The following is a 13,731-nucleotide window of genomic DNA, read 5'->3' as shown; positions in this document are numbered from 1 at the left end:
TATTAGCCTAAACAGAGATTATGGAAAACTTAACCGCTGTAAGGCACTATTTGCATCAAAATCCTGAAATTTCACAACAGGAATACAATACTCAAAAATACATACTCAGTTTACTGGAGCCCTTAAAGCCCGACAGGCTTGAAAAGGTTGCCAATACGGGTATTATTGCCTGTTTTTATGGTACAGCGCCCGGTAAGAATATTTTGCTGAGAGCCGATACTGATGCACTGCCTATACAGGAAACCAATACCGATTTATCTTATAATTCTAAAACTCCTGGTGTATCCCACAAATGCGGACACGACGGGCACACTACCATAATGTATGGTGTTGCGGGGCATTATGCCAAACAACGCCCACAGGCAGGTAATGTATACCTGCTGTTTCAGCCTGCGGAAGAAAACGGCTGGGGCGCCCGTAATGTAGCCGATGATTTTTTCTTTAAATCGCTTGATGTTGATATGGTGTTTGCCCTGCATAACCTACCGGGATTCAAAAAGCATAAAATAGTATGTAAAACAGGGAGTTTTACCTCGAGTGTGGTAAGCCTTGCTACTTACTTTAAAGGATATACAGCACATGCCGCCGAACCCTGGAACGGTAAAAACCCTGCGGCTGCCATGAGTAGCTTTATGCTGCAAACCCTTCAGCTTAATATGGAGAAAAAACCTGAATATATAACCATAACTCCGGTATATATGGAGATGGGGGAAAAGGCCTATGGCGTTTCGGCAGGGGAAGGATCGGTACACCTAACCATAAGAGCCGATAATAACCAAAGGCTTAACGATACCATTGCCAAAGCCAAAACAATAGCAACTAATCTTGCTGAGCAGGAAGGGTTACAGGTAACTTTTGAAATGATTGAACCTTTTGAGTCCAATCAAAATCATCCTGATGCAGTGGCTATAATCCATGAGGCTGCGGGTGAGAATCAATTCGAATATGAAAACCTCAATGAAGGTTTTCGCTTTGGGGAAGACTTCGGGGTGTTTACTAACCTATTCCCCGGAGCTATGTTTGGTGTGGGATCGGGTGAGAACTGCAAACCATTACACCATCCCGAATATGATTACCCGGATGAGATAACCGAAACCGGAATTAAAATGTTTATTGAAATACAGAGAAAAGTACAATAATTATGATGAAATCCACCCATATTAAACTAAGCAAAGATGCTTTAAAGAGTAATTGGGATTTTTTAAGGGAATATTTTAAAGATAAAAAATTAAGCGCCGTTGTAAAAGGCAATGCCTACGGTCACGGTATTGAGGAGTATGTGACTATGGCCGAACAATGTGGTGTAAATCATTTTTCGGTATTTAATGCCGAAGAGGCTTTGCGCGTACAGCAAACAGTAGCTAAAAATACGACCATTATGATAATGGGGGCTATAGAAGACGAAGATCTTGCCTGGGCTATTGAGAACGATATTCAGTTTTATGTTTTTAATATGGAACGGCTGCATGCAGCCGTAAAAGCTGCTGCTGTTACAGGTAAAAAAGCACTGGTACATATTGAAATGGAAACAGGTATGTATCGTATGGGGTTTGAGCAATCCATGATTCCTGAATTGGCAGATACATTTAAAAATAATACTGATACTTTGGTTTTTCAGGGGTTGTGCATGCACTTTGCCGGAGCCGAAAGTATTACGAACTACTTCCGTGTTAAAAAGCAGAAAATCAATTTTAAAAGGGCTCTAAAGCAGTTTAAAAGTTTAGGACTTGAGCCTAATATGATCCATACCTGCTGTAGTGCGGCAGCTGTTCGATTGCCCGATATGCATTACGATATGCTTCGCATAGGTATTATGCAATATGGTTTTTGGCCCAGCCCCGAAATTTTAATAGAATACCTTAACAAATACAAAACGGTACAGTCTCCGTTAAGGCGTATTATCAGTTGGGAAAGTAAAATAATGAGCTTAAAGCTTGTGCCTCCCGGAGAGTTTATAGGTTATGGTTCATCTTATTTTGCGCATCAGGAAATACATGTGGCGGTGGTGCCTGTGGGATATGCCCACGGTTTTAGCAGAAGCCTGAGCAATACCGGTCATGTTCTTATTAATAAAATGAGGGCTCCTGTTGTAGGAACGGTAAACATGAACTGTGTAGTGGTCGATGTAAGTAATATTCCTGATGTAAAGATAAATGATAAAGTAACCTTAATAGGAGAGCAGGGAGAGCAGGAAATTACGGTAGCTTCGTTTGGGGAATTAAGTAGTCAGTTAAATTATGAATTGCTTACAAGGCTGCCTATGGATATACCACGATTAATCGTTTAGTCGGCCATTCTTTTTAGTTTACGTTTTATTAATAGTGGTAACATTGATTTAGTGTTATAGTCATGTTGACATAATGTAGGGCTAACGCCTACGTTAAATGTGACTTTTAGTTTTGCGCCCAACAAACACAAAGATTAAATCAATGAAACAACTATTACTATTAATCACGGCTTTTGTGCTGAGTGTATCTGCTTATGCTCAAAAGAACGGGGTAATCTCGGGAAAGATTACCGATCAGGATGAAAATTTCTCACTTCCCGGTGCTACAGTTAGACTTAGCGAAGGAAATAAATACACAGTATCTGACCAGATAGGTGATTTTGAATTTCTTAATGTACCTGCAGGTACTTATACTGTAGAGGTATTATATTTAGGATACCAAACCCAGTCACAACAGGTTGTTGTGGAAGAGGGTAAAAATACAACCGTAAACTTTGTATTGGTTAGCGGATCTGAAACACTTGATGAGATTGTTGTGGTAGGAGATGCTTTAAGAGGCCAGGCAAGAGCAATTAATCAGCAAAAAAACAACAGTAACATTACTAATGTTATTTCAAGTGACCAGGTAGGTCGTTTTCCTGATTCAAACATTGGTGATGCATTAAAGCGTGTACCGGGTATCACTATGCAAAATGACCAGGGTGAGGCGCGTAACATCATTATCCGTGGTTTGGCTCCGTCACTTAACTCGGTAACCCTTAACGGTGACAGGATTCCTTCTGCCGAAGGTGATAACCGTAATGTACAGATGGACCTTATACCGTCTGATATGATTTCTACCATTCAGGTAAATAAAACCCTTACACCAGATATGGATGCCGATGCGATTGGTGGTTCGGTAAACCTTGTTACACGTGCTACACCAAACGGTGAAAGAATCTCTGCTACACTTGCAGGTGGTTATGGTCCAATTAGAGATAAAGGTATTTATACTGCCGGGCTTGTTTACGGTAATCGTTACTTTGATAACAAACTGGGTGTTGTTCTTAGCGGATCGTACAACAATAACGATTTTGGTAGTGACAACATTGAGGCCGACTGGACTCAGGATGATTTTGGGAACGTATATGTAAAAGAACAACAAATAAGAAAGTATGATGTACAACGTATACGTCGTAGTGGGTCTTTTGCTATAGACTATAAGTTTAACGATTACAATACTATTTTTGCCAGCGGTATTTACAACTGGAGAGATGACCGTGAAAACCGTTTCAGAACTACTTATGATGATATCGACCCGTTATATAACGGTGAGCAAATTGTAGGTTATACAGGTGTTGTAAAAAGAGAAACTAAAGGTGGTATAGATAACAGTCGTAACAAAAACAGAAGACTTGAAGACCAGCGTGTACAAAACTACTCTTTAAGAGGTGAGCACCTTTTGAGTCCTAAGCTTGATTTAGACTGGGGTGTAAACTATGCAACAGCAAAAGAGTTCCGTCCTAATGAGCGTTACATTGAGTTTGAACAGGAAGACCTTCCTTTTGGTGTAGACCTTTCAAACATGAAAAAACCTTATGTAACTACTACAGGAGAAGATCCTTCACTAATGGAATTTAGCGAACTTACAGAAAACCGTGACTATACTAAAGAAAGCGAGTTTGGTGCTAAAGTAAACATCCGTTTCCCGTTCTCTGTAATTGAAGGGCAAAAAGGACGTTTAAGAACAGGTTTACGTTTACGTTTAAAAGATAAAACAAGACAGAACAACTTCTATGCATACGAGCCGCAAGGTGACCTAACTCTTGCAGATGTTGCTACAAGCTACTGGGGTGGTGACGGATTCAATCCGGGAAGCCAGTATGTGCCGGGTATATATGCTTCTGCAGCCTACCTTGGCGGGTTAGACCTTAACAACCCTGCGCTTTACGACAGTGAATCAGATCCTTCTGAATTCCTGGCTGTAAACTACGAAGCAAAAGAGAACATCTTTGCAGGTTATGTAAGATGGGATCAGGATTTCAATAGTAAATTATCTATGATAATTGGTGCCCGTATAGAAAATACACACATTGACTATACCGGTAACAGGGTACTTGATGAAGAAGAACTTGAAGGTAAAATAGAGAACACAAACTCTTACACTAACATACTTCCAAGTGTTACGTTTAAATATAACGCTACCGAGGATTTTGTAATCAGGGCTGCATTCACTACAGCTTTAGCAAGACCTAACTACTATGCACTTGCACCATATATTAACAACATTGCTTCAGATACTGAAATCATAGCAGGTAACCCCGATCTTGATGCTACTTATTCGTACAACTTCGATTTAATGGCAGAGAATTACTTTAAGTCGGTAGGTTTAATATCAGGAGGTGTTTTCTACAAAAACCTTCAGGATTTCATTTACACATATAGCAACAACCAGTATACTTCAGTAGATTTTGCTAATGATTTTCCTAATCAGGCAGATAACCCTGTGCCAGTAGGAGAGCAGTGGACATTTATACAGTCAAGAAACGGTGATAATGTAGATGTATACGGTTTTGAGGTAGCTTTCCAGAGACAGCTTGATTTCCTTCCGGGCTTCCTTAGATACTTTGGGGTGTATGTTAACTATACTTACACTGATTCTAAAGCTAAAGGTATCTCTGATGAGGATGGTAACGAAAGAACAGATGTTACACTTCCGGGTACTGCACCTCACATGTTTAACGGATCGCTTTCATGGGAAAACAGCAGGTTCTCTGCAAGAGCTTCTGCAAACTTTACTTCTGATTACCTTGACGAACTGGGTGCAGATGAGTTTAGCGACAGCTACTACGACAAGCAGTTCTTCCTTGACATTAACGCTTCATACAAGATTACTAAAAACCTTCGCATCTTTGCAGAGGCTAAAAATCTTACCAATCAGCCGTTACGTTACTACCAGGGCGTATCAAACAGGGTGAAGCAGTTAGAGTACTACGAAGGTCGTTACAACCTTGGTCTTAAATTTGACTTCTAATAAAAAAATATAATTTTAATGAAGCCGGCATTAATTTGCCGGTTTCATTAAACAATGCTTATGAAAAAAATAGTTTTACTTATTGCGTGTTTTGCTTTCCTAAATGCAGGCGCACAGGGATATTTAAAAGAAACCGAATCAGGTTATCAGGGAAAATTTATCCCAAAGTTGCAACAGGAAGACGATGCGCTTCACTTTTTGGTACTGGGTGATTTTGGACGCCACGGGCAATACCATCAAAAACCGGTAGCCGAACAAATGGGGGCTGCTGCCATAACGCTTGATATTGATTTTACCATTTCTGTAGGTGATAATTTCTACCCTAACGGGATAGAGAGCACACAGGATCCTCAGCTTCAAAATTCCTTTGAGGACATTTATACCAATACCAAGCTGTACGAAAACTGGTATGTGGCACTGGGTAATCACGATTACAACGGTAACATTCAGGCGCAGATAGATTACACAAAAGTGAGCCGTCGCTGGCAAATGCCCGATACGTATTATAGTGAAACTTTCAAATTAAAGGACGGCAGCAAACTGCTTATGGTGGTTATGGATACTAATCCCTTTATAGACGGTTACTATAAAAAGGATAATGATATGTATGAAAATATCATTAAGCAGGATACCACAGCCCAGAGAAAGTGGCTGACTGAAACACTGGAAAAAACCGATGCTAAATGGAAAATAGTTGTAGGGCATCATCCGTTATATAGCGGAGGGAAAAGAAAAAACAGTGATGATATCAAAGCCTTTGAAAAGAAGTTTGCTTCTTTTTTTGATAAGTATAAAGTAGACGCTTACCTGTGCGGGCATGAGCACGACCTGCAGGTTGTAAAACCGAAAGGGCATTATACTACCCAGTTCCTTTCGGGGGCAGGTAGTGAGGTAAGGCCAAGCGGAGAGCGTGAAGGAACCCTTTTTGCCGATAATCAGGCAGGGTTCATGTGCTTTTCTGTAACCGGTAAAAAGTTACTGGTGCAGTTAGTTAACGAGCACGGAGATATTATTTACACAACAGAAATGAATAAAAAATGATAAAGAATATAACACTTGCAGCAGCTATTGGGTTTACACTTGTTTCCTGCGGAGATAAGCTGGCCCCGGTAAGGGAAGATGCCGTTAAGCCTGCTGTAGTAACACAGCCTACACCACACGATACAGACGATCCTTCTATATGGATTAATCCGGAAGATGCTTCTAAAAGCTATATAGTAGGTACAGATAAGGATACCGATGGCGGACTGTATATGTATGACCTTGAAGGGAAAATCGTGAAAAAATCGGTTACTCTTAAAAGGCCTAACAATGTAGATATCGCATACGGACTTATGGTGGCTGGTAAAAAAACTGATATTGCCGTAACGACCGAAAGGGAAACCAACAGGATAAGAGTATTTAGCCTGCCTGAACTGGAACCGATTGATAATGGCGGTATTGAGGTTTTTGAAGGCGAAACAGAGCGCGACCCAATGGGGATTTCGCTTTACACTCAAACTAAAGACAGTGTAACGGCTATTTATGCTATAGTAGGCAGAAAAAGCGGTCCTTCGGGAAGTTATCTGTGGCAGTATCGCTTAAACGGCAACGATAACGGTATTGTAACGGCAAACGTTGTAAGGAAATTTGGTAACTATAGTGGGAACAAAGAGATTGAAGCTATAGCTGTAGATAACGAACTCGGAGTAGTTTATTACAGTGACGAAGGTAAGGGTATAAGGAAATATAATGCCAGCCCTGAAGGCGGAAATGAGGAGCTTGCCTTTTTTGGGCAGGATGGCTTTAAGCAGGACCACGAAGGTATTGCAATATATAAGGCTACCGATTCTACCGGATATATACTGATATCTAATCAGCAGGCAAATACGTTTATGGTATACCCACGTGAGGGTGTTAACGGAAATCCTAACGAGTACAAACTACTGGCAGAGGTGCCAACCTCAACCATAGAGTGTGACGGAGCCGATGCTACCAGTGTTAACCTGGGAGGTAAATTTCCTAAAGGTATGTTTGTTGCCATGAGTAACGGTATGACATTCCATTATTACGACTGGAACACTATCCAAAAGGTAATAGATGAAAATAAAAAACAGTAAGACAGATAAAATGTGAGACTATCTGAATCTTTCTAAACAAAAAGGCCCATTGTGAGAGGGCCTTTTTTTGTGCTCTAAAGTGAAGGGCTGTAAAACAAATTCTAAGTGAAAGGGCAGGAATACTAAGTCAGCCGTTGGGTTTACTATTCCTTGCCCTTTTCTCATTATGTGGTTTGGTAATTTAGCCTTGTGAGAAGAAAATTATTACAATCTGCAATATGAAAAACAGAAAGATATTAATCATTTCAGGTGTTATTTTGCTGGTGCTGGCTGCGGCCTATTACTTCTATTTCGGTTTTTTGTACAAAGAGGCAAGAGATATAACCGCCGAAGCACCGGCTTATACCCTAACAGCCCCAGATATTGTGGAGGAGTACCAAACTAATGCTGCCACGGCAGATTCAATGTACCTCAATAAAACCATTGTGGTTATAGGAAACGTAAATGATAATGACAGCATTTCGGTTTCCCTTGAGCCAGGTGTGTATTGCAGTTTTGATGTGCCTGCAAAAAATATTATTTCGGGCAAAAACATTAAGGTAAAGGGGCGATGCATAGGCTTTGACGAACTTTTTGGTGAGGTAAAGCTGGATCAGTGTACAATTAATCAATAATAAAAATGAAGAATTTTTTAGGCTTGCTGTTTTGCCTAACAGTAGTGTTTTCTGTTTCAGCACAGGACGATTTACTAGCCGAGATCGACTCGGTTTCCACGCAGGATTATGACACGCCTGCTTTTAAGGGATTACAGATTGTAACCCTTCAGTCAACAAAAATACCTGCCGCAAAGGAATTTTACTTTGTGGTCTCCCACAGGTTTGGTTCGGTTAAAGGCGGTATTTCCGAGTTTTTCGGGATGGATATGGCTACCACAAAAATTGGAGGCGCCTATGGTATTAACGAATGGCTTTCGGTTAGTGCTTCACGCCATACACTTTTAAAGGTGTATGAAACTGCCGTAAAGTACAGGCTTGCCAATCAGGCAACCGGAGCTCCGGTAACGGTTATTGGCTACAATACCATAGATATCAATACCTTTTTGGAAAAGGAAGATTATCCTAAAATTGAATTTGGAGATAGGTTAACCTATATAAGTCAGTTATTGGTGTCACGAAAAATATCCGACAGGCTCTCGCTGGAAATGGTGCCCATGTATATTCATAAAAACCTCTACAACCCTCATGTGGAAAACGATGACCAGTTTTCACTGGGAGCAGGGGGAAGGCTTAAGCTAACCAAGAGGCTTTCGCTTAATATGGAATATGTATACAATTTTGATAAGCCTGATTTTTATCAGAATCCGCTGTCGGTTGGACTGGACTTAGAAACAGGCGGACACATTTTTCAGCTGTTGTTTACTAACTCGCAGGCCATGACCGAAGGTGGTTATGTTACCACTGCGGCAGGCGATTGGGGTAAGGGAGATTTTTTCTTCGGGTTTAATTTATACAGGGTTTTTTAATATGAAGAAAGCAATTTTATATACAGGTTTGTTAGCGTTGTTTTTTGTATCGTGTGATTCCAATACTTATGAGGATATAAGCGAAGAACAAAACATAGTAGGTACTGTTACCTATACGGCTAATGTGAAAACGATTATAGATAATAACTGTTTGTCCTGCCATGCTCCCGGAGGTGTGGCTTCTTTCAGGCCATTACTTACCTATGCACAGGTTAAAGATGCGGTAGAGAATCACAATTTGCTGGGACGCATACAGCTACAAAACGGACAGCAGCAACTTATGCCGCAAACCGGCAGGATGCCACAGGCAAATATCAATTTGATATTACAATGGAATACCGATGGTTTACTTGAAAATTAAATCACTATGAAAAAAAGAAATTTATACTTCATCCTGTTTTTTGTGGCAGCTATGGTGCCTTTTGTTTCTCATGCGCAAAAGTTTGCCACTAAAACAGGAGATATAAAGTTTGAGGCTTCGGTTCCTTCGTTTGAAGAGGTAGCTGCCGAAAACAAAAATGTATCGGCTATACTTAATGCCAATAACGGTGAGCTTGCAGCGCTCGCACTCATGAATGGTTTTCGTTTTAAGGTTGCCCTTATGGAAGAACATTTTAATGAGAGTTATGCCGAAACAGCAAAATACCCTAAGGCGGTTTTTAAAGGAAAGCTGGAAGGGTTTTCACTGAAAGCACTTTCGGAAAAACCGAAACAGTTTACCCTGACAGGTGAACTTACCCTGCACGGGAAAACCAAAAAAATTAATGATGTTGCCATGGTGTCGGTTAAAGGGAATACCATTACCATAATCGGTAATTTTATGGTAAAGCCTGCTGACTTTGATATTGATGTACCAAAAGTGGTAAGCAAAAAAATAGCCGATGAGGTACAGGTTGCTTATACCTTTTTGCTGGAGGAATAACCTTTAGCCTTCGGTTAACTGTTTTTAAGAACTGTTTAATTGTTAAAAACCATATCTTTATGCCCTAAAACGATCTTCATGAAAGTATTAGGGCTTTTTTTATGTCTGTTATGTATTGCTCCCGATAAAGAATTGGCAACGGTTAGGCAACAGTATATTGATGCTGCTGTTTCTGCCGAAAGTGCCCTTGTGTTCCATGCTTCCCTTGAGTATTTGGATAACAGCCATGAAAATACTACTCTTTTGGCATACAAGGCGGCTTCTATCGTTTTGATGGCTAAATATGAAAAGGGTTTATTTACTAAAACCCGTTACTTTAATAGAGGGACTGACTTACTGGAGGAGGTAATAGAAAAAGATGCCAAAAACTATGAGGCACGGCTGCTGCGTTTAAATATTCAGGATAATGTACCCTGGATTACAGGTTATACCGGAGATATTAAAAAAGACAAAGCTTTTCTGATTGCTAATTATGCCGCACAGCCTAAAGATCTCAAAGTTTTTACTAAAAACTATGTAGTGCAGTGCGATGCTTTTTCTGATAAGGAAAAGGCATTGTTCAATTAGAAATAAGCTCTTAGCTGTACATTACCTGTATGTATGGCCTTACTGGTTTCACTTTTACGTCCCTGATAGTTTACGTTTACATCCAGAAACTGCGTAAGGTTTTTTTGCAGCAGCAATCGCCATGTAATATTCTTTCCGGCCTGTAAACCTTCAAGCATTTGGTAAGCAGCGGGAGAGAGTTCGTTTCCTGTAAAGTCATTACCATAAAAAGAGAACTCACCGTTTATGGAAAACTGCCTGTCTGAAGCATAGGTAAACGATGTTCCCACACGCTGTTGGTATAGGCTTTCCATTTCACCTATTTTATTCTCTTTGCTTCGGTATTCATAGAAAAGATCCCAACTGGCATTTTTGGAAAATATGTACGATACTTTAGGTAATAATGCAAATCCGCCTATTTTGTAGTTTCTGCTGCTGTAATTTTCAGAGTAGGTGTCAGATTGAAGGGTTTGTGCCGAAAAGCCCAACAGCCATAGTTTTTGTATTAAATGGGCATACTGTAACTGATGCGAACTGTTTTTACTTTCCTGAGAGCCCGCATTAAGCAGCGTGCGTGCCCTGTTTTTTAAATAGGTATAGGTAACGGAATGGTGTTGTTTACCCCGATTATAAAACAAACTATTCCTAAAGCTGGAGTTAAGTCCTAGTAGTCCGTCTTCACTATTGTCAAACGGGTTAAGATCAAAAGCTCCCGGTTTGCGTTCTATTTTACGGTCAATTATAAACGAGGTCTGGTTATAAAAATAAGATAACAGTTTTTTGAAACCCTTTTCGTTTTGCCACTGGTTGGCATTCAGGGTAACCGACTGCGAAAACTTATTTTGGTGGGTGCGTATGTATACCTGGTTAGGGAGGTATACCCTAACATATTTTGCCTGATCGGGGAAGGGAGCAACCTCAAACTCTTCCAGCTGTTGTATGCCATCATTGTTATAATCGTTCCAGGTATAGGTTCCCTGTCCGGGTTCAACTTCCAGATAGGTAAACTCCTGTTGCGGTATAGTACCCGATGTCGTTTCGTAAGCAGTGGTAACCTGTATTAACTGGTCGAAATACCTGTCATTGTACAAAAGCCTTGAGTTAAGGGACTGTTCGTTTTTTATAGCGGGATCGGTAAACTTAAGGTTTCTGTAATTTACAAAAAGGCTCAGGTCGCTTTTTTCAGTTTTCATCAGTCGCGACTTCATGTAGTACGATCGGGAGGTATTTACCTTGTCAAGAATACCGTTTACAACACTATCGTTAGCCCTTTGCAGGTAGCCCAGTTCCACATACACTTTAGTGCTGTCGCCACGCCCTACAAAAGCTCCGAATTCGTTAAAACGCTGACTTAGAGCTGATAACTGACCTGTTTCCTTAAGGCGTTCCCTGTTGTCTTCAACCCGTACTGTACCACCTACCCAGTTTTTACCAAAATGATATTTGGCAAGGGCTTCGTTTCGTATAAATTCTGATGCGGCATAATCGCTGTCACTATCCAGCCAGCTACCCTGGTTTTGTATCAGGAAATTATTAAAGGTAAAACGTCCGTTAACTACGTGGCGTGTTCCTGTAAAACTATCCGAAAAATCCAGTTGCTCCAGCTGGTAGTTAAACTGCCCTTTTTGCGGTAGCCTGAATGTGGTTCCGGTTGTAAGGTAGCTTTGGTTACCGTTTGTAGTGGTGATACCGTTAAGGTTCCAGTCTCGGTTAAATTCTATATTGAACAAGCGCTCTATGGTACGGAAATCCTTTTGGATAAACTGATAGTTGGCAAAGGCATCCAGTTCCCACTTACCGGTATACAGGCGTTGTTTGGCATCTATTTTTGCGGCATAACCGTTGTTGTCATCATTGTCAAGTGACGAATACATGTTGAGGTCATTGTTACTCATGCCGGCCTCAAAGTCGATAAGCGTTTTTTCGCTTGGGTTGTATTTACCCAACACGGTAGCAATTTGTATTTTCTGCGGAGCCGTAAGTCGGATAACGGGTTCGTAGTCTCCCTGTGGTATGCCGTTAATGGGAGGTGCATACTCAAAAATTCGCCCCACAGCTGCCGAGCTTGCCAGTATGTAGTTGCCCATATTAGCGCCAAGGTAGGTGAAGCGTACATTGTACAATTCGTCATCAGGGTTATTGGAATATTCAAAAACCTCAACACCGTTAATTAGGGTTTTGCGGTACAATATCTTGTTTTCGGAATACGTGTCCACATAAGCCGAAGGAGCAATCATCTGGTCGGTATTATCTCCTGCCTGTTTTAGTATTTCTACCTGTTCTTCAGTTAGGTTTTGTTGCAGGGGTTGGTTTTTAATATCATTTTCAGAATATACAAACCCGCCTATACTCCATTTTTCCTCCTCGTGGGTAATACCTCCGTAGGTAAGCAGTCTTGTATAGCTTTGCACTGTGTATTGGTATTCCACATTAATACGCATTTCACTGGTTATGGGGAACAGTGAGGTAAATATTATTTCCCCGGCATTATAGTCTATAATGTAGTCGTTGTTTTCGCCACGTTCCAACAGGATTCCGTTTACAAAAACCCTTTCTGAACCCGATATTACCAGTATGTACAACTCATCATTAGGACCCCGTAACTTATACGGACCCTGATTACCTTCCTGCCCTGTAAAGGTGCTTCGGGCATATTGACCCCTTACCAGTGCAGCAGCGGCAAAAATGGTGGTTTTTGAATCGTCATCTCCAAAAGAGAAGTTGGTAGATATACCCTGAACCTTTTTGTTGAAGTTAAGGAAACGGGACTGCCTGTTTTCCAGGAAAAGATCCCCGGCGCGTATGCTCCAGTTATCACTGAAGAGTTCTATAAAAATCTGGTCAAACTCATCCAGTTTTTGCGAGTAACCGCCTTCCTGTAGCGGGATGTTACTGTCCTGTATGGAAGCACGAAGGCTTACTTTGTTAGAGAGTTTTCCTGTAATTTGTAAATCAAGATTGGAGTTAACCACCGCATTCTGATTGTTACCTACGGTTATACCCCGCGTTATACTACCCGATGTGTTTAGTCCGTCAAACGGTTTAAAGGTGTTGAGCGGATCGCGGGTTACACGGTACAGGTTTTGGATTCCGGTAGCATTGTTGTCTACCACGCGGGAATCGTCATAAATACTGTATTTTTTGGTAAGGTATTCAGGGTAGCTTAGGTAGCGCATAAACAGGGTGTCCTGTGGAGTGTGGCCATTTTTAAAAACCAGTGTACTGTGTTTAAAGTCTACATGGTATAAGGTGGTGTCTATATCTTTTCCATTCCTGTCCTTTAGGGTAAAAAAGGCATTATTGATGCTCACACTGTCTATCTGTATGGTATCGGTTACAGGGACTATTTTTCGGTTTTTAAACAGGCCGTTTGTTTCCTGACCGTAAACCGCGGAAACCAAATACAATAACGCCATTAAAAACCTATATCTCAGCATCACAAGAGTATAACTCTAAAAAAGC

Annotated in this window: 11 protein-coding genes; 10 read left to right on the top strand and 1 reads right to left on the bottom strand. The window is 40.8% G+C overall.

The genetic code is table 11. The annotated features are described in order from the left end of the window. Window positions 1-20: 20 nt before the first annotated feature. The 10 genes from Q763_RS11895 (at window position 21) to Q763_RS11850 (ending at window position 10,290) form a co-directional block, all read left to right on the top strand. Window positions 21-1,139, top strand: a complete 1,119-nt coding sequence (locus tag Q763_RS11895) for an amidohydrolase (protein ID WP_035134540.1) — start codon at window positions 21-23, stop codon at window positions 1,137-1,139. Window positions 1,140-1,141: 2 nt separating this feature from the next. Then, window positions 1,142-2,287, top strand: a complete 1,146-nt coding sequence (gene alr / locus Q763_RS11890; protein WP_035134537.1) for an alanine racemase — start codon at window positions 1,142-1,144, stop codon at window positions 2,285-2,287. Between the two features lie 142 nt (window positions 2,288-2,429). After that, complete coding sequence (locus Q763_RS11885; RefSeq protein ID WP_035134536.1) at window positions 2,430-5,240, top strand: TonB-dependent receptor; 2,811 nt, start codon at window positions 2,430-2,432, stop codon at window positions 5,238-5,240. A gap of 60 nt (window positions 5,241-5,300) precedes the next feature. Next, a complete protein-coding gene (locus Q763_RS11880) occupies window positions 5,301-6,281 on the top strand; it encodes a metallophosphoesterase (RefSeq protein WP_035134534.1) in 981 nt (326 codons plus the stop codon). Further along, on the top strand, window positions 6,278-7,339 hold the full coding sequence (locus tag Q763_RS11875) for a phytase (RefSeq protein WP_035134533.1): 1,062 nt from the start codon (window positions 6,278-6,280) through the stop codon (window positions 7,337-7,339). The genes Q763_RS11880 and Q763_RS11875 overlap by 4 nt, the downstream gene beginning before the upstream one ends. Window positions 7,340-7,557: 218 nt before the next feature. Beyond that, window positions 7,558-7,953, top strand: a complete 396-nt coding sequence (locus Q763_RS11870; protein ID WP_035134531.1) for an OB-fold protein — start codon at window positions 7,558-7,560, stop codon at window positions 7,951-7,953. Between the two features lie 5 nt (window positions 7,954-7,958). Beyond that, entirely contained in the window at window positions 7,959-8,801 is an 843-nt protein-coding gene (locus Q763_RS11865; protein ID WP_035134529.1) for a DUF5777 family beta-barrel protein, read from the top strand. Window position 8,802: 1 nt separating this feature from the next. Beyond that, on the top strand, window positions 8,803-9,162 hold the full coding sequence (locus Q763_RS11860) for a hypothetical protein (protein WP_035134527.1): 360 nt from the start codon (window positions 8,803-8,805) through the stop codon (window positions 9,160-9,162). 6 nt (window positions 9,163-9,168) lie between these two features. Then, window positions 9,169-9,723, top strand: coding sequence for a YceI family protein (locus Q763_RS11855; RefSeq protein WP_035134525.1), 555 nt, complete (start codon window positions 9,169-9,171; stop codon window positions 9,721-9,723). Window positions 9,724-9,801: 78 nt separating this feature from the next. After that, a complete protein-coding gene (locus Q763_RS11850) occupies window positions 9,802-10,290 on the top strand; it encodes a hypothetical protein (protein ID WP_035134523.1) in 489 nt (162 codons plus the stop codon). On the opposite strand, the gene Q763_RS11845 is transcribed toward Q763_RS11850, so the two are convergent. After that, window positions 10,287-13,706: a hypothetical protein gene (locus Q763_RS11845; protein WP_035134521.1), complete on the bottom strand. Its 3,420-nt coding sequence runs from the start codon at window positions 13,704-13,706 to the stop codon at window positions 10,287-10,289. The genes Q763_RS11850 and Q763_RS11845 overlap by 4 nt on opposite strands. Between the last annotated feature and the right edge of the window lie 25 nt (window positions 13,707-13,731).

Origin of the sequence: Flavobacterium beibuense F44-8 (genome assembly GCF_000769915.1) — a bacterium.
Lineage (GTDB): Bacteria > Bacteroidota > Bacteroidia > Flavobacteriales > Flavobacteriaceae > Flavobacterium > Flavobacterium beibuense.
The sequence above is the reverse complement of the archived record's forward strand: the minus strand, read 5'-3'. Positions and strand labels throughout refer to the sequence as shown.